The following is a 17611-nucleotide window of genomic DNA, read 5'->3' as shown; positions in this document are numbered from 1 at the left end:
TCATCGTGGAGGCACAGTGTTCGGGGACGAGTACGACGGAGCCCAGCTCTATCCGGGAGTGGCTCCCGGGCGCTATCTCGTGCGCGAGAAGATGTTCGCGATCGGCGACGACTTCTGGGTCACGACGGAATCCGGCGAGAAGGTCTACCTGGTCGACGGCAAGGCGCTGACCCTGCACGACCGGCTGGAGCTCAAGGACACCGCCGGCACGGTCCTGGCGACCGTGAAGAAGAAGATCATGAGCATCCATCACGCGATGAAGGTCGAGGACGCGACCGGCGAGACGGTCGCCACGGTGCGCAAGAAGATGTTCACCCCGCTGCACGAGGCATTCGAGGTCGACCTCGCGGTCGGGGTCGAACTGTCGGTGCGCGGCGACATGTTCCACCACGAGTACGGGATCGCCGGGCCGAACGGGCCGGTCGCGCAGATCACCCGCAAGTGGCTGCGGGTGCGGGACACCTACGGTGTCGACATCGCACCCGGGTGGGACCATGCGCTGATCATCGCCATCGCGGTGTGCGTGGACCGGTTGAGCAGCGAGGACGACGACTGATCCGGGGACGGCCGGCCGTTCGCGCCGGCGGGTCTCCGAACGCGGCATAGAACGAGCCCCTTCCACACGTCTGTTCGGGTGGAAGGGGGCACGGTTGAGATCCCACGGGGAAGACGAGTTCCGGACCTTCGTCGAGGACCGTCGAACAGCCCTGGTGCGCACCGCGTACCTGCTGTGCGGCGATCGCGACGAGGCCGAGGACCTGGCCCAGACCACGCTGACCAAGACGTACACGTCCTGGGCGCGGGTGGCCGAGGTGGAGAATCCGGACGCCTACGTGCGCCGCATTCTGGTGAACACCAATCTGTCCCGGGTCCGCCGACGTCGGGTGACGCACTTTCTCACCGACCGGATGCCGGACCGCGCCGGGCCCGATTCGACCGGCCGGGTGGCCGAACGCAGCGTGCTGATGGCCGCGTTGGCCCGGTTGCCGGCGGGTCGACGGGCGGCGGTGGTGCTGCGCTACTGGGAGGACCGCTCGGAGTCCGAGGTCGCGCAGATCCTCGGGTGCGCGGTGGGCACGGTGCGCAGTCAGACGTTCAAGGGGCTCGCCCAACTCCGCAAGGATCCCCAACTGGCCGATCTGATCCCATGTCAGACGGAAACCCCCTCTACTTCGGACACGGAGGTGCGGCCATGGCCGACGACGGCACCGCACTGAGGGAGGCATTCATGGCGGAGATTCGGGCGACGAAGCTGACCCCGCCCACGGCGGAGGCGGCGATCGAGCGGGCGGGCAGGCGCCGCGGCCGGCGGGCGTTCACGCTGGGGGCGACTGTGGCGACCGCGCTGGTGGTGGGCGGCGGCGGTGCGGTCATCGCCGGGGGTGTGCTGGACGAGGACGGCAGGTCCGCCGACATCGTCTCGGTCGACGCCGGCACCAGGCCGCCCGGCGCGGGCCCGGACATCGTGGGCGCCGGCGTGGTGGCCGGGAAGCCGTGGAAGTACCGGGCCTGGACGGAGGGTCCGGAACGGACCTGCTTCGAGCAGGTCGAGCGGGGCGTGTTCGACGCGGCGGGGACAATGTGTGATGTCCGGCCCGGCCGCACCGCACAGGACAAGGCAACCGACCGGAACCGCTTCGGCGGCGGCGGCAGGTTCGGACGGGTGGCGGGTGAGGCGAACCTGTACGCGGCGGCGGTCCAGGGCGAGGTGTCCCCCGACGTGGACCACCTGGAGGTCACCTGGCGCGGTCACCGGGAGCCGGTGGTGATCCGGCCCGTGCAGATCGACCCCACCACCCGCGTGTACGTACTCGTGGTGACCGCGCGCACGTCCGACCCCGCGTACGACCTCAAGGCGTACGACGCGGCGGGCAAGGAGGTGAAGAACATCCACCTGTAGGACCGCCGCGGCGCGGCGCGCTCACAGCACCCGGTTCCGCAGGACCGGGAAGTCCTCCCGGGTCTTGGCCACCAGCGCCGGGTCGATCTCGGCGGTGAGCACGGTCGCCTCGGTGCCCGCCTCGGCGACGATCTCGCCCCACGGGTCGATCACCATGCTGTGGCCGCCCATCGCCTCGCCGCCCTGGGTGCCCGTCGCGTTGCAGGCGAGCACGAACATCTGGTTCTCGATCGCGCGGGCGCGGGACAACACCCGCCAGTGCTCGACCCGCCGCGCCGGCCACGCGGCGGGCAGCACCAGCACCTCCGCGCCCGCGTCCAGGATCCGCCGGAACAGCTCCGGGAAGCGCAGGTCGTAGCAGGTCGCCAGGCCCACCTCGGCCCACGGCATGCGCACCTGCGCGGTCTCGGTGCCGCGCGAGATCAACGCGGCCTCGCCGCCGGTGAAGCCGAAGCGGTGGATCTTGCGGTACGTGCCGCGCAGCGTGCCGTCCGGGTCGAAGACCAACGACGTGTTGTACAGGTTCTCATCCGCGCCGCGCTCGATGATGCTGCCGGCGTGCAACCACACGCCGGCGTCGCGGGCCGCGCGGGCCATGGTCTGGGCGACGGGTCCACGCACGCCTTCGGCGCCCGCCTCCCAGTCGTCGTAGACCCAGCCGGTGTGCAACCACAACTCGGGCAGCACCACCAGGTGGTCGCCGCGCCGGCTTCGGACCAGGGCGGAGACCTCGGCCAGGCGGTCCTGGGCGGGCACCGTCGGGTCGACGTCGAGTTGTACGAGCGAAACGCGCACTTTCCCCTCACCTACACCGCTTGCTTCCCGCGAACGGGCTGACCGCAGGATCTTCGGCAGCGTAACGTGCCTGCCAGGATCCGGGACCACGTCAAAGCAACGGTCGCACCCGTCCCGTCGACCGACGACGCAGCGACAAGAGGTAGTACGTGAGCAACGACCTGAAAACGCACGCCGACGCCTGGGAGCACTCGGTTCGCTCCCTCAAAGATCTGGTCTCCACCCTGACCGAGGGCCGGTGGAGCAGCGCGACCGAATGTCCGGGCTGGTCGGTCCGCGACATCGTGTCGCACGTGATCGGGATCGAGCTCGAACTGCTCGGCGATCCACGACCGATCCACACACTGCCGCGCGATCTGCGGCACGTGCACGACGAGTTCAGTCGCTACACCGAGATACCCGTGGACGTCCGGCGCTGCCACACCTCACCGGAGATGACCGGCGAGTTGGAGTACGTGATCCTGCGTCGGCGTCGGATGCTGGACGAGTCCGACCGCGGCCCGGAGGACGAGGTGCGCGGCATCATGGGCCGCAGCGTCCCGTACCGGTTCCTGCTCACCCAGCGGGTGTTCGACGTGTGGGTGCACGAACAGGACGTGCGGCGCGCGATCGGGATGCCCGGCAACCTGGACTCGCCCGCCGCGCTGATCACCCGCGACTTCCTGCTGACCGGGCTGGCCCGGGTGGTGGCCAAGGACGCCAAGGCGCCCGCCGGTGCGTCGGTGGTGTTCGACGTGACCGGGCCGGTGGAGTTCATGCGCACGGTCACCGTCGACGAGAACGGCCGGGGCCGGTTGGACGGGCGGGTCCCGCTGGGACCGCTGGTGACGATCTCCACCGACTGGGAGACGTTCGTACGGCTGATGTGCGGTCGCGTCGCGGCCGCCCGGGCCGACGCCAAGATCGAGGGCGACCCCGATCTCGCGCGGCGGATCCTGGACAACATGGCCGTCACACCGTGAGCGGATCGGGCGGGGGTCAGCCGGCGTCGGGGACACTCTCGCGTTCCGGCACCCGCCCGGCCACCACGCACACGGGTTCGGTCGCGCGACCGCGACCGGCGACCTTGCGGGCGTAGCGCAACACCTGGACCACGCCCAGCAGCACCGGCACGGCCTGGACGGCCATCGCGACACGATAGGCGTTCAGGCCGTGCGCGCCCGCGCTCGGCTCGACCAGGTCCAGGACCAGACCGATCGCGAACAGGCACAGGGTCGCGGCGGCGAACCCGCCGACGTTGACGATGCCCGAGACCGTGCCCAGCCGCTGCGGCGGGTTGCCCGCCCGGGCGAACTCCATGCCGACCAGGGACAGCGCGCCACCCGGGCCGATCACCAGCGCGAGCACGACCAGCAGCCACAGCGGCGAGGGCTCGCTCGGGATCAGCACGGCCGCCCACAACACCGCGGCCAGCACCGGTTGGCCCACGCACAACACCAGCCTGCTGCCCGGCCGGCGGGTCACCAGCGGGCCGACCACCAGGCACGCGAACATGTTGATCACGATCGCGACGGTGAGCAGCGCGCTCGCGGTGCCCTTGGCCAGCCCCTGGCCCTCGACCAGGAACGGGAAGCCCCACAACATCAGGAAGACCTGCGGCAGGCAGCCGCACGCCCAGTGCGCCCACAGGCCGAGCCGGGTGCCGGGTTCGGCCCACGCCGCGCGGACCTGGGGCCACATGCCGGGCCCGCCGACCGGCCGCACCCGACGCGCCGCGCCGGGATTGTCGCGCAGCACGCACAGGACCACGACCAGCACCGCCACGCCCACCCCGGCGGAGACCGCGAAGGTCCGACTCCAGCCGAACGCGTGCAGCGCCCCGGCCAGCGGCGTGGCACCGGCGAGGTTGCCGGCCATCCCGAGCAGCGCGGTCAACTGGGTCAGTACGGCAACGCGGTTCGCCGGGAACCACACCGCCACCACCCGCAACACGCTGACGAACGTCATCGCGTCGCCCATGCCGACCAGCACCCGGGCGAGCACGGCGCCGGTGAACCCGTGCGCGAACGCGAAGGTGAACTGACCCGCCGTCATCAGCACCAGGCCGCAGGTGAGCACCCGCTTGGCCCCGAACCGGTCGGTGAGCGCGCCGACGGGTATCTGGAGGCCGGCGTAGACGAGCAGTTGCAGCATCGGGAACAGCGACAACTGCGAGGCGGAGACCCCGAACCGCTCCTGTGCGTCGATCCCGGCCACGCCCAGGCTGCTGCGATGGAAGACCGCGACGACGTATACCGAGGCCGCGACCGCCCACATGATCCAGGCAAGACTTCCACCGGGCCGGAAGGGAGCAGGATCCGCAGATGGTTTCACAGTACATACACATTAGGGGACGCCCCCGGACATACGTACGGCCGGGCCCCGAAAAGGGCCCGGCCGCAGGGCCGTACACGAACCGCACGCGAACCGTACGCGCTCGGAACGAACGGTCAGCCGCGCACGAACAGCAACTTGGGCCGCTCCAGCATCTGGGCCACGTCGGCCAGCACCCGCGAGCCCAACTCGCCGTCCACCATCCGGTGGTCGAAGGACAGCGAGAGCGTGGTCACCTGCCGGGGCTTGACCTTGCCCTTGTGCACCCACGGCTGCTCACGAATCGCGCCCACCGCCAGGATCGCGGCCTCGCCCGGATTGAGGATCGGCGTACCGCCGTCCACCCCGAACACACCCACGTTGGTGATGGTGACCGTGCCGCCGGCCATGTCGGCCGGCGAGGTGCGCCCGTCCCGGGCGGTGGCCACCAACTCGGTGAGCGCGCCGGCCAGCGCGACCAGGCTCTTGCCGCCCGCGTCCTTGATGTTCGGCACGATCAACCCGCGCGGCGTCGCGGCGGCGATGCCCAGGTTGATGCGATCGCGGATGACGATCTCCTGGTTCGGCTCGTCCCAGGAGGCGTTGATCTCCGGATGACGGGCGATCGCCACCAGCAGGGCCCGGGCGACCAGGAGCAGCGGACTCACCTTGGTGTCCGCGAAGTCGGGCAACTCGCGCAGCTTGCGCACCAGCCTGACCGTGCGGGTCACATCGACCGTCACCCACTCGGTGACGTGCGGCGCGGAGAACGCGCTGGCCACCATCGCCTGCGCGGTCGCCTTGCGCACGCCCTTGACCGGAACGCGGCGCTCGCCCGCGACGGTCTCGCCCGGTCCGGTCGCCGCGAAGGCGGCCGGGGCCGCGGTGGTGGGCGCGGGACGCGCGGCGGCGTGCACGTCCTCGCGCGTGACGGTTCCGCCGGGGCCCGAGGGCCGCACCGACGCGAGATCCACGCCCAGGTCCCGGGCCAGTTTGCGGACCGGCGGCTTGGCGAGCGCGATCGAGCCGTTGCCGGGCGAGCCCGACGTCGGCGGCACCGCGTGGCCCGAACCGTTGGCCGCGTGCACCGCGGGCGCGGGGGTGTCCGTCCTGCGGGCTCGGCGCCGGCCGGACGTGGTGCGCACGCCGTAGCCGACCAGCACCGCCGTACGGGTGTCCTTCTTCTCGGGCTCGGCGCCGGCGGCGGTCTCGGTGGGTTCGGCCGGTTCGGGCACGAGGTCCGCCGTGAGCGCCTCCTCCCGGGTGTCGGCCTTCACTTCGGCCGCGCCGGCACCGGTGGGCACCTGCGTACCGCTCGGCGCCACGGCGATGATCGGCGCGCCGACCGCGACCGTGTCGCCCTCGGCGGCCAGGAGTTCGGTCACCACCCCGTCGAACGGACACGGCAGCTCGACCAGGGCCTTCGCCGTCTCCACCTCGACCATGACCTGGCCATCGCTCACCTCGTCGCCGACCTTGACGTGCCATACGACGATGTCGGCCTCTTCGAGGCCCTCGCCGACGTCGGGCATCAGGAACTTCTTCACCTCGGACACGAGATTCCTCACCAGGCCAGGGAGCGGTCGACGGCATCGAGCACACGGTCCAGGTCGGGGAGGTACTCCTCCTCGACCCGGGACGGCGGATACGGCGTGTGATAGCCGCCGACCCGAAGCACCGGCGCCTGAAGGTGGTAGAAGCAGCGCTCGGTGATGGTCGCGGCGACCTCCGCGCCGATGCCCAGGAAGGACGGGGCCTCGTGCACGACCACGAGATGACCGGTGCGCTTGACCGACTCCGCGACCGCGTCGAAGTCCAGCGGGGACAACGAGCGCAGGTCGATCACCTCCAGCTCGCGCCCCTCCTCGGCGGCGGCCGCGGCGGCCTCCAGGCAGGTCGCCACCATCGGCCCGTAGGCCACCACGGTGCACGCGTCACCCGGGCGGACCAGGCGGGAGCCGTACAGCGGGTCCGGCGTCGCCGCGGTGTCCACCTCGGCCTTGGTCCAGTAGCGCCGCTTGGGCTCCAGGAAGATCACCGGGTCGTCGGAGGCGATCGACTGCTGGATCATCCAGTAGGCGTCCACCGGGTTCGAGCAGGACACCACCCGCAGGCCCGCGGTGTGCGCGAAGTACGCCTCGGGCGACTCGCTGTGGTGCTCGACCGCGCCGATCCCGCCGCCGAAGGGGATGCGGATCACGATCGGCAGCCGGACGTAGCCGAGCGAACGCGCGTGCATCTTGGCCAGTTGGGTGACGATCTGGTCGTACGCGGGGTAGACGAAGCCGTCGAACTGGATCTCCACGACCGGCCGGTAGCCGGCCAGGGCCAGGCCGATCGCGGTGCCGACGATGCCGGACTCGGCGAGCGGGGTGTCCACCACCCGGTCCTCGCCGAAGTCCTTCTGCAAACCGTCGGTGACCCGGAAGACACCACCGAGCTTGCCGATGTCCTCGCCCATGATCAAAACCTTGGGGTCGCTCTCCAGGGACCTGCGCAGTCCCGTGTTGAGCGCCTGCACCATCGACATCTGACGGGTCGTGCCCGTCGACTGTGCGGGAGCCATCAGTGCCCGTCCTCCCCGGCGTCGACGAAGGACGCGTGATAAGCCTCGAACTCGGCCCGTTCCCGGTCCACGAGCGTGTGCGGATCGGCGTACACGTGCGCGAACATCGACACCGGATCCGGATCCGGCATCGTGCGCACACCGTTGCGTACGCGCTTGCCCAGTTCCTCGCTCTCGGCCTCCAGGGCGGCGAAGAAGGCGGCGTCGGCGATTCCCTGCTTGTGCAGGTATGCCTTGAGCCGTTCGATCGGATCCTTGTGCTTCCACTCCTCGAGTTCGGCGTTCAACCGATAGCGGGTGGGGTCGTCGGAAGTGGTGTGCGCGCCCATTCGGTAGGTGAACGCCTCGATCAGCATCGGGCCCTCGCCGCGCCGGGCCCGGGCCAATGCCGCCCTGGTCACCGCGAGACACGCGAGCACGTCGTTTCCGTCGACCCGAACTCCGGGAAAGCCGAATCCGGCGGCGCGCCGATACAGCGGCACCTTCATCTGCCGCTCGTTGGGTTCGGAGATGGCCCACTGATTGTTCTGGCAGAAGAACACCACGGGCGCGTTGAACACCGCGGCGAACGTGAATGCCTCGTTGACATCGCCCTGGCTGGAGGCGCCGTCACCGAAATAGGTGACGACCGCGCCGTCGCCTCCGTCGCGTTGCATGCCCATCGCGTATCCGACACCGTGCAGGGTCTGCGCGCCGATGACGATCGTGTAGAGATGGAAATTGTTCTCACGGGGATCCCAACCACCGTTGTTGACGCCGCGGAACATCCCGAGCAGATTCAACGGATCCACGCCGCGACACCACGCGACGCCGTGCTCACGGTAGGTGGGAAACACATAGTCGTCCGGGCTCAGCGCACGGCCCGACCCGATCTGCGCGGCCTCCTGGCCGAGCAGGGAGGCCCACAGGCCCAGTTCGCCCTGGCGTTGCAGCGCGGTGGCCTCGGCGTCGAAGCGACGCACGAGAACCAGGTCACGGTACAGACCCAGGTATTCGTCATCGGACAGGTCGATCGAGTAATCGGGGTGCTCGACCCGCTCACCCTCGGGGGTGAGCAACTGGATCAGTTCTGGACCGGCTCCGGATTCGGGCGGAAACAATGTCCCGTCCGTACTGTCCACTGCCACGTTCTCTCCTCCGTCTGTCCGGTCCGCGGGGTCGCCGTGGACCGGGTCCGGATCGCCGGGCCCGGTTCCGCGCGGGGTGTGCGCGGCTACCTTGATGTGCAGACACGGCGATTGGTGGCTGTACTTCCTAGGATTTCCTAGGAATTCCCGGGTGAATCCGGGAGGCACCTGCGCACAGGCATGCGGTTCGGAAACCGCACACCGCAACGTTACCCACCAGTCCGCCCGGCACGTAGTGGCGACCGACCCGAACGTGGCGGCACTGTTTGTCGCTCCCCGACAAATGGCCGCGGAGGCGACCCGTTCCCAACCCTTCCGGCGGTGCCACCGAGACCCCGGACGATATGCGTGCGAACCTGTACAAGTGAGCGACCAAGGCAGTATCCGGGTATTCCTCCTCGATGATCACGAAGTGGTGCGTCGGGGTGTACACGAGTTGTTGTCACTCGAGGACGACATCGACGTGATCGGCGAGGCCGGCACGGCCGCCGAGGCGCTGGTGCGCATCCCGGCGACCCGACCGCAGGTGGCGGTGCTCGACGTGCGTCTCCCGGACGGGAGCGGGGTCGAGGTGTGTCGCGAGATCCGCTCGCAACTGCCGGAGGTGCGCTGCCTGATGCTCACCTCGTTCGCCGACGACGAGGCGCTGTTCGACGCGATCATGGCGGGCGCCTCCGGCTACGTGCTGAAGGACATCCGCGGCTCCGACCTGGTCGGCGCGGTCCGCGACGTGGCCGCCGGCAAGTCGCTGCTCGACCCGGCGGCCACCGCCCGCGTCCTGGAACGCCTGCGCGGCGGCACCCGAGGCGACGAGCGCCTGGCGGCCCTGAGCGACCAGGAGCGCCGCATCCTGGACCTGATCGGCGAGGGCATGACCAACCGCCAGATCGGCACCGAGATGCACCTGGCCGAGAAGACGGTCAAGAACTACGTCTCCAGCCTCCTCGCCAAGCTCGGCATGGAACGCCGCACCCAGGCAGCGGCATACGTGGCCCGCCAGAAGGCGGAACAGGGCCGATAGCCCGTTCGACGCGGTCGGGAAACGTCGGAGCCGGACCCGTGAGGGGGCCCGGCTCCGACGGTGATGGGGTGGATCAGTTGTCCGGGGTCTTGGTGAGGGCGAGGTCCGGGTGGTCGGGGGTCGGGTCCGGGTCCGCCTCCACCTCGATGCGAACGGATTCCCTGACGTCGATGGTGGGGGCCGGCTTGGCGGGGGCGGGGTTGGTGGCGGCCAGGAGTTGGCGGGCGATGCCCAGACCGGTGCCGCCCATGGTCAGGGCCTTGGCGAACAGGTCGCCCATGCCGTCGCCGCCGTTGAGCAGGACCATGTGGTCCACGTTGCCGAAGGCCTCGGCACCGGCCCGGACGATCTCCGGCCAGTTCTCCGCGAGTTGTTGGGCGACGACGGCCTCCTGGTTCTCGGCCAGCGCCGCCGCGCGGGCCGCGATCGCGGCCGCCTCGGCGAGGCCCTTGGCCTTGGCCGCCTCGGCCTGCGCCTTGCCGGTCGCCAAAGTCGCCTCGGCCGCGGCCAGACCGCGCACCTTCGTCGCCTCCGCGTCGGCGATCGCCGCCAACTCGGTCTCCCTGGCGCTCGCCTCGGCCGCCGAGATCCGCGCGTCGCGCTCGGCCTGGGCCCTGGTCCGGGTCTCGTACGCCTTCGCGTCGGCCGGCTTGCGTACGTCCGCCTGAAGTTGCTGCTCGCGCCGCATGGCCTCCAACTCGGCGACCCGGGTCTCCTGGACCACCACCTCCTGCTTCGCGGCGGCGTCCGCGAGCGGGCCCGCCTGGCGCGAGCGCGCGGTGGCCTCGTCCCGCTCGGCCTGGTATCCGGCCTGCTGGATCTCGCTGTCCCGGGTGGCCTGGGCCATCCGCGCCTTGGCGTCCTGCTCGGCCTCGGTGGCCTTGCGGGTGGCCAGCGCCTCGGCGATCCGCGCGTCCCGGATCACCGCGGCCGTGTGCGGCGCGGCCATGTTCTTGATGTAGCCGGTCGGGTCGTCGATCTCCTGGATCTGCAGGCTGTCCACGATCAGCCCGAGCTTTTCCATGTCCGATCCGGAGGCCGCGCGCACGTGCGCGGTGAGCTTCTCCCGGTCGCGGATCATGTCCTCGACGGTCAACCCGCCGACGATCGAGCGCAGATGGCCGGCCAGCACCTTACGGACCCGGGACTCCATCTGCTTCTGCTGGTCCAGGAAGCGACGGGCCGCGTTGGCGATCGAAACGTAGTCGTCGCCGATCTTGAAGATGACCACGCTCTGCACGCGCAGCGGGATGCCCTGGGTGGTGACGCATTCGACCGAGAGCTCCGCCTCGTTCAGATCCAGCGAGAGCTTGCGCACGGCCTGCACGAACGGCAGCACGAGCGTGCCGCGTCCGGTGACGATGCGAAATCCCATGCCCTCGCCCAGGCCCTCGGTGTGGTGCCGGGAGCCGGAGATGACGAGCGCCTCGTTGGGTTCGGCGACGCGCCACATGAGTTTGAAGACCACGATCAGGATCACGAGCAGACCGAGCACGGCGAGCACGGTATAGAGCACGGAGCATTCCCCCTTTGGCCTGTTCCGGAGTGTCCTCGCCCCCGGAGTGCGCGCCAAGAGGGAGCTCCCCAGGGGCAGTTGCACCCCGCCGGCCGGTCGGGGCCGGTCCCTGCCGGTCGCGCTCAGCCCGAGGTCGTCGCCGTGACCGCGCCCACCGCGTGCTCGCGCTCCAGCAGTTCCCGGAACGGGCCGGGGGCGGTGCTCACCTGCGCCCACGTGCCGCGTTGCAGCACTCGGCCCTCGGCCAGCACGAGGATCTCGTCCACCGCGTCCAGGCCGGTGAGTCGGTGGGTCACCAGCAGTGTGGTGCGGCCACGGGTCGCGTCCAGCAGGTCGGCGGTCAGCGCGTCGGCCGTGGGCAGGTCGAGGTGTTCGGCCGGCTCGTCCAGCAGCAGGATCTCGAAGTCGGCGAGCAACGCGCGGGCCAGCGCGAGTCGTTGCCGCTGACCGCCGGACAGTCGCGCGCCGTGCTCGCCGACCATCGTGTCCAGCCCCTCGGGCAGCGTGTCGACCCAGTCCAGCAGCCGGGCGCGGGCCAGCGCCGCGCGGATCGCGTCCTCGTCGCAGTCCGGGCGGGCCAGTCGCAGGTTCTCCCGCAGCGAGCTGTCGAAGACGTGCGCGTCCTGCGCGCACAGCCCGACCACCCGCCGCACGTCGTCCCCGGCCAGATCGGTGATCGGCACGCCGGCCAGGGTCACCGAGCCCGCGGCCGGGTCCAGGAAGCGCAGCAGCACGTTGGCCAGCGTGGTCTTGCCCGAGCCGCTCGCCCCGACCACCGCGAGCCGCTTGCCCGGGGTGAGTTCGAGGTCGACGCCGGCCAGCGCGGGCGGGCCGTCCGGCGTCCAGCGGGCGTGCAGGTCGCGCACCACCAGCGGGCGCGGCGCGGCGGGCAGCCCCAGCGGAGCGGCCGGCTCGCCCACCGGTTCCGGCGCGTCGGTCACCTCGAACACCCGCGCCGCGGCCCGGCGCGAGCTCTGCAGGTGTCGGCCGGCGGCGGGCAGCACGACGGTGGCCTCGAACGCGGCGAGCGGGGTGAGCACCACCAGCGCGAGCAGCACGCCGCTCAACCGGTCGGCGTGCACCGCCGCGACGCCCACCAGCGCGGATGCCCACACCGTCGCGCCGGACACCAGCGCGGCCAGCCCGGCCCCGACGCCCGCGCCCCGGGCCTGTCCCGCCTCGGTCGCACGCAACCGCGCGTCCACCGCGTCCACCTCGGCCAGCCGGGCGGGCGCGCGGCCCGCCGCGATCAGTTCGGGGGTGCCGCGCAGCAGGTCGACCACGGCGCCGGCGAGTTCGCCGCGGACCGCGGCGACCCGGCGTTCGGCCCGCCGGGCGACCCGGCCGGCCAGCCACGGCACCAGGATCCCGGCGGCGAGCAGGCCGAGCAGCAGGACGCCGCCGGCCTCGGGCAGCACCAGCGCGACGGTGAGCACCGCGCCCGCGCCGACCACGGCCGCCACACACGCGGGCAACAGCGCGCGCAGGAAGAAGTCCTGTACCGCGTCCACGTCGGCGACCAGTCGCGAGAGCAGGTCGCCGCGCCGGAACGCGGGCAACCCCGCCGGCGCCAGCCGCTCGAGCCGCTCGTAGACCCGCACCCGCAGCCGGGCCAGGACCCGAAACGCCGCGTCGTGGCCGATCAGCCGCTCGGCGTAGCGGAACACCGCGCGCGAGACGCCGAACGCGCGCACGCCGGTGACCGCGACCATCAGGGTCAGTACCGGCGGATGCTCCGAGGCACGCGAGATCAACCACGCCGAGGTGGCCATCAGCCCGACCGAACTGCCCAGCGCGAGCACCCCGCACAACACCGCGAGCGCGAGCCGTCCGTGCAACGGTCGGGCGAGCGCGAGCAGTCGGCGACCGGGACCGATCCCGGCGCCGACCGACCGGTCCGCCGAAGGCTGCTCGAAGGGCGTCCGGAAGGGCTCCTTCGGGGATGGCTCGACGGGCTGCCCGACCGCCGGCACCTCCCCGGACGCCTCCGACGCCCGCGCGGCCTCGACCCGCGCCCGGGCCGCGACCGCCGCATGCGCGCCCTCCGAAGCCCCCGCACAAGCCCCCGCGCCCACGGCCACCACCCGGTCGGCCAACGGCAGCAGCGCCGGCCGATGCGCGACCAGCACGACCGTACGCCCGACCGCCAACCGCCGGACCGCGTCGACGATGTCCGCCTCGCCGGCCCCGTCCAGGTTCGAGGTCGGCTCGTCCAGGAGCAGGATCGGCCGGTCGGCCAGGAACGCCCGGGCCAGCGCGAGGCGCTGCCGCTGCCCGGCGGACAGGCCCGCGCCGTCCTCGCCGAGCGGCGCGTCCAGGCCGCCCGAGGCCGCCACGAATTCGGCCGCCCCGGCCGCGACCAGCGCGTCGTGTACCTCGGCGTCGCCCGCGTCCGGTCGGGCCAGGCGGACGTTGGCCCCGATCGTGCCCGCGAACAGGTAGGGCCGCTGCGGGACCCACGCGATCCGGGCCCGCCACGCGTCCGGGTCCAGCTCGGCCAGGTCCACGCCGCCCACGGTGATCCGGCCCGCCGTCGGCCGGACGAAACCGAGCAGCACCGCGAGCACGGTGGACTTGCCGCACCCGCTCGGCCCGGTCAGCGCGATCGTCTCGCCCGGTCGCACGGTCAGGTCCAAGTCGGCCGGCGCCGCGTCCGGGCGGCCTGGCCGGCGCACGCTCAGGCCGGTCAGTACCAGCTCGGCCGAGTGCGGGTCGGGCACCGGCGCGGTCCCGGCGGGTGCGTCCGGTGTGGTCTCCAGGACCGCGAACACCCGCTCGGCGGCGCTCACTCCCTCGACGCTGGCGTGGTACTCGGCGCCGACCTGACGCAGCGGCAGGTATGCCTCGGGCGCCAGGATCAGCACCACGAGCGCGGTCTCCAGGCTCAGATCGCCGTCGACCAGGCGCAGGCCGACACCGACCGCGACCAGCGCGACCGAGATGGTGGCGAGCAGTTCGAGCGCGAACGAGGACAGGAACGCGATCCGCAGCGTCTTCAGGGTGGCCCGACGGTAGTCGTCGGTGATCGTGCGGATCGACGCGGCCTGGGCCTTGGCCCGGCCGAACACCTTGAGCGTGGGCAGCCCGGCGACCACGTCCAGGAAGTGTCCGGCGAGCCGGTTCAGCACGCTCCACTGCCGGTCCATGTACTTCTGGGTGGCCATCCCGATCAGCGCCATGAACAGCGGGATCAGCGGCAGGGTGATCACGATCGTCACCGCCGAGATCCAGTCGCCGAACACCACCCGCGCGAGCACCGCCACCGGCACGGTGACGGACAGCACGAGCTGCGGCAGGTAGCGCGCGAAGTAGCCGTCGAGCGCGTCCACCCCCCGGGTGGCCAGCGTGGTCAACTCGCCCGAGCGCTCGTTGTCCAGCCAGGCCGGGCCGAGCCGGACCACGTGCGCGAGCAGTCGCGAACGCAGTTGCGACTTCACCGCCGCCGAGGTGCGGTGCGCGATCACCTCGGTGAGCCAGGAGATCGCCGAGCGGGCCGCGACCACCGCGGCGAGCAGGCCCAGCTCCGGCCACAGGTCGGCGACCGCGGCCCCTTCCTCGAAGGCCGCCACGATCACTCGGGCGAGCAGGCCCGCCTGGACGAGCACGAGACCCGCGCCCGCCGTGCCCAGCACCACGGTCAGGGCCAGAAAGCCCCGGGTGGCACGGGCGTGGGTCAGCAGGCGCGGATCTACAGGCTTCACGAGCCGCTCTTTCGTCGGTGCGTCTTCGGCGCGGTCCTACACGGTGCCGTGGTCGGCTATTTGCCGACCAGGTCGGCCGCCGCGGCACCGAAGGCCGGCTTGGTCGGGATGCTCTTCGTGCTGATCCGCTTGCGGAACACCCAGTACGTCCAGGCCTGGTAGCACAGCACGATCGGGGTCATGAAGGCGGCGACCCAGGTCATGATCTTGAGCGTGTACGGCGTCGAGGACGCGTTGTGGATGGTCAGGTTCCACGCCGAGTCCAGGCTGGAGGGCATCACGTTCGGGAACAGCGACAGGAACAGCATCGCCACCGCGGCGATCACTGTCACGCCCGACAGCGCGAAGGCCCAGCCCTCACGGCCGATCCGGTTCATCGCCAGCGCGGCGACCAGGGCGAGCACCGCGACGATCAGCGCGGCCAGGGTGCGGCCGTTGCCGTGCTGGGCCTGGGTCCAGATCAGGAACGCCGCCGCGAGCACGGCGGTGGCCAAGCCGACCTTGCCGGCCAGCGCGTTGGCCCGGGCCCGGATGTCGCCGTCGGTCTTGAGCGCGACGAACACCGCGCCGTGGAAGGTGAACAGCACCGTGGTGACCACGCCGCCCAGCAGCGCGTACGGGTTGAGCAGGTCGAGCAGGTTGCCGACGTACTCCTTCTCCGCGTCGATCTTCACCCCGCGGGTGATGTTCGCGAAGGCCACGCCCCACAGGAACGCGGGCACCAGCGAGCCCCAGAAGATCGCCTGTTCCCAGCCGCGCTTCCAGCGGTCCTCGTCGCGCTTGGCCCGGTACTCGAACGCGACCCCGCGCAGGATCAGCGCGACCAGGATCAGCAGCAGCGGCAGGTAGAAGCCGCTGAACAAGGTGGCGTACCACTCGGGGAAGGCCGCGAAGGTGGCCCCGCCCGCGGTGATCAGCCAGACCTCGTTGCCGTCCCACACCGGGCCGATGGTGTTGATCAGCACCCGGCGCTCGGTCTCGTTGCGAGCCAGCACCTTGGTCAGGATGCCGACGCCGAAGTCGAAGCCCTCGAGGAAGAAGTAGCCGATCCACAGGACGGCGATCAGCAGGAACCAGAATTCGTTGAGTCCCATGACACTCTCCCCTTAGTACGCGAAGGCGAGCGGACGTTCGGCGCCCTCGCCGTCGCCCGACGGATCGTCGGAGTCCTTGCTCACGGGCGGCTTGATCGGCTCGGGACCGGCCTTGACGTAGCGCCGGATCAGGCCCAGTTCGACCACCGCGAGTGCCCCGTACAGCAGCGTGAACACGATCAGCGAGGTCAGCACCTCACCGGTGGACACGCTCGGCGACACCCCGGCCTCGGTCTTGAGCACGCCGAACACCAGCCACGGCTGGCGGCCCATCTCGGTGAAGATCCAGCCGAACGAGTTGGCCGCGAACGGGAACGCGATGGTCCACAGGCCGATCCGGTACACCCACGGGTTGGTCGGCAGCTCGCGCTTCCGCCGGGTCAACCACAGGCCGACCAGCCCGATGCCGGCGGTGACCATGCCGACGCCGATCATCAGCCGGAACGACCAGTAGGTGACGAAGATGTTGGGGCGGTAGTCGCCGGGGCCGAACTTGACCACCGACTGCTCCTGGAGGTCGTTGATCCCGGGCAGCTCGGCGTCGAGATCGTTCTTGGCCAGGAAGGACAGCGCGCCGGGGACCTCGATGGCGACCTTGTTGTGGCCCCTGTTGACGTCGCCGTAGGAGAAGATCGAGAACGGCGCCGGCTTCGAGGTCTCCCACAGCGCCTCGGCCGAGGCCATCTTCATCGGCTGCTGCTCGTACATCAGCTTGCCCTGCATGTCACCGGTGAGCGCGAGGCCGATGCCCGCCAGTACCGAGACCCACAGGCCCAGCCGCAGCGACGGGCGGAACACCGCGACCTCGTTGCGCTTGCGCAGGTGCCAGCAACTGATCCCGATCAGGAAGCCGCCGGCGACCAGGAACGCGGCCGGGAGGATGTGCAGGAACGCGGCGATCGCGGTGTTGTTGGTGAGCACCGCAACGAAGTCGGTCAGCTCGGCGCGGCCGGTCTCCGGGTTGATCCGGTAGCCGACCGGGTGCTGCATCCACGAGTTCGCGGCCAGGATGAAGTAGGCCGACAGGATCGTGCCGATCGCGGCGGCCCAGATGGTGGCCAGGTGGATCTTCCTCGGCAGTCGTTCCCAGCCGAAGATCCACAACCCCAGGAAGGTCGACTCGAGGAAGAACGCGACCAGGGCCTCGATCGCGAGCGGGGCGCCGAAGATGTCGCCGACGAAGCGCGAGTAGTCGGACCAGTTCATCCCGAACTGGAACTCCTGCACGATGCCGGTGACCAGGCCGAGCGCGAAGTTGATCAGGAAGAGCTTGCCCCAGAACTTGGTGGCCCGGAGGTAGTGCTCCTTCCCGGTGCGCACCCACGCGGTCTGCAGACACGCGACAAGGATGGACAGACCCATCGTGAGCGGGACGAAGAGGAAGTGGTAGACGGTCGTGACGCCGAACTGCCACCGGGCTACGTCGAGTGTTTCGACGGCGAGGTCCATGGGCCCCTCATTCCTCCTGATCGCCGGTCGTGTCTCGCACGCGAGCGCACGTTTGGTTCACGATGCACACGGCGCCTCCGCGCATCCCGCCCGACACTTGGTCGAACAAACCCGGACGAACCGGGCGTGAAGCGCGGACCCACCACGGCA

14 protein-coding genes are annotated in these 17611 nt (G+C 70.9%); 5 read left to right on the top strand and 9 right to left on the bottom strand.

Going from position 1 to position 17611, the window contains the following annotated elements; all coding sequences use genetic code 11:
• Positions 1-16 precede the first annotated feature (16 nt).
• The 3 genes from ACIRL2_RS26255 (at position 17) to ACIRL2_RS26245 (ending at position 1900) form a co-directional block, all read left to right on the top strand.
• Positions 17-556 (top strand): LURP-one-related/scramblase family protein, encoded by a 540-nt coding sequence (locus tag ACIRL2_RS26255; RefSeq protein ID WP_395867883.1) that lies wholly within the window; start codon positions 17-19, stop codon positions 554-556.
• 94 nt (positions 557-650) lie between these two features.
• Positions 651-1217 carry a SigE family RNA polymerase sigma factor gene (locus tag ACIRL2_RS26250; protein WP_395867882.1) on the top strand — a complete coding sequence of 189 codons (567 nt, stop codon included), beginning with the start codon at positions 651-653 and terminating at the stop codon, positions 1215-1217.
• 11 nt (positions 1218-1228) lie between these two features.
• A complete protein-coding gene (locus ACIRL2_RS26245; RefSeq protein ID WP_402234877.1) occupies positions 1229-1900 on the top strand; it encodes a hypothetical protein in 672 nt (223 codons plus the stop codon).
• A 21-nt stretch (positions 1901-1921) separates the two neighbouring features.
• On the opposite strand, the gene ACIRL2_RS26240 is transcribed toward ACIRL2_RS26245, so the two are convergent.
• Positions 1922-2695 (bottom strand): carbon-nitrogen family hydrolase, encoded by a 774-nt coding sequence (locus ACIRL2_RS26240; protein WP_395867879.1) that lies wholly within the window; start codon positions 2693-2695, stop codon positions 1922-1924.
• A gap of 149 nt (positions 2696-2844) precedes the next feature.
• On the opposite strand from ACIRL2_RS26240, the gene ACIRL2_RS26235 reads away from it, so the two are divergent.
• Positions 2845-3657 (top strand): maleylpyruvate isomerase family mycothiol-dependent enzyme, encoded by an 813-nt coding sequence (locus ACIRL2_RS26235; RefSeq protein ID WP_395867877.1) that lies wholly within the window; start codon positions 2845-2847, stop codon positions 3655-3657.
• Positions 3658-3673: 16 nt separating this feature from the next.
• Here the strand turns inward: ACIRL2_RS26235 and ACIRL2_RS26230 are convergent, their stop codons facing one another.
• The 4 genes from ACIRL2_RS26230 to pdhA form a co-directional block, all read right to left on the bottom strand.
• Complete coding sequence (locus ACIRL2_RS26230) at positions 3674-4951, bottom strand: nitrate/nitrite transporter (RefSeq protein ID WP_402234875.1); 1278 nt, start codon at positions 4949-4951, stop codon at positions 3674-3676.
• 173 nt (positions 4952-5124) lie between these two features.
• Positions 5125-6519, bottom strand: coding sequence for a dihydrolipoamide acetyltransferase family protein (locus tag ACIRL2_RS26225; protein WP_402234934.1), 1395 nt, complete (start codon positions 6517-6519; stop codon positions 5125-5127).
• Between the two features lie 32 nt (positions 6520-6551).
• Entirely contained in the window at positions 6552-7517 is a 966-nt protein-coding gene (locus ACIRL2_RS26220) for an alpha-ketoacid dehydrogenase subunit beta (protein WP_402234931.1), read from the bottom strand.
• 35 nt (positions 7518-7552) lie between these two features.
• Complete coding sequence (gene pdhA, locus ACIRL2_RS26215) at positions 7553-8680, bottom strand: pyruvate dehydrogenase (acetyl-transferring) E1 component subunit alpha (RefSeq protein ID WP_395867874.1); 1128 nt, start codon at positions 8678-8680, stop codon at positions 7553-7555.
• Positions 8681-9044: 364 nt separating this feature from the next.
• Here pdhA and ACIRL2_RS26210 point away from each other — a divergent pair, with 364 nt between their 5' ends.
• Positions 9045-9701, top strand: coding sequence for a response regulator (locus ACIRL2_RS26210; RefSeq protein ID WP_395867873.1), 657 nt, complete (start codon positions 9045-9047; stop codon positions 9699-9701).
• A 73-nt stretch (positions 9702-9774) separates the two neighbouring features.
• On the opposite strand, the gene ACIRL2_RS26205 is transcribed toward ACIRL2_RS26210, so the two are convergent.
• The 4 genes from ACIRL2_RS26205 to ACIRL2_RS26190 all read right to left on the bottom strand — a co-directional run bounded on the left by ACIRL2_RS26205 (position 9775) and on the right by ACIRL2_RS26190 (position 17461).
• A complete protein-coding gene (locus ACIRL2_RS26205; RefSeq protein ID WP_395867975.1) occupies positions 9775-11154 on the bottom strand; it encodes a flotillin family protein in 1380 nt (459 codons plus the stop codon).
• Between the two features lie 185 nt (positions 11155-11339).
• Positions 11340-14918, bottom strand: a complete 3579-nt coding sequence (gene cydD, locus ACIRL2_RS26200) for a thiol reductant ABC exporter subunit CydD (RefSeq protein WP_402234872.1) — start codon at positions 14916-14918, stop codon at positions 11340-11342.
• A 56-nt stretch (positions 14919-14974) separates the two neighbouring features.
• The gene (gene cydB, locus ACIRL2_RS26195; RefSeq protein ID WP_402234869.1) at positions 14975-16012 is read right to left on the bottom strand and encodes a cytochrome d ubiquinol oxidase subunit II; all 1038 of its coding nucleotides are present in this window, start codon (positions 16010-16012) and stop codon (positions 14975-14977) included.
• Positions 16013-16024: 12 nt separating this feature from the next.
• Positions 16025-17461, bottom strand: a complete 1437-nt coding sequence (locus tag ACIRL2_RS26190) for a cytochrome ubiquinol oxidase subunit I (RefSeq protein ID WP_395867867.1) — start codon at positions 17459-17461, stop codon at positions 16025-16027.
• Positions 17462-17611: the final 150 nt, after the last annotated feature.

This window comes from Embleya sp. NPDC127516 (genome assembly GCF_044765325.1).
In the GTDB taxonomy this organism is placed as follows: domain Bacteria; phylum Actinomycetota; class Actinomycetes; order Streptomycetales; family Streptomycetaceae; genus Embleya.
The sequence above is the reverse complement of the archived record's forward strand: the minus strand, read 5'-3'. Positions and strand labels throughout refer to the sequence as shown.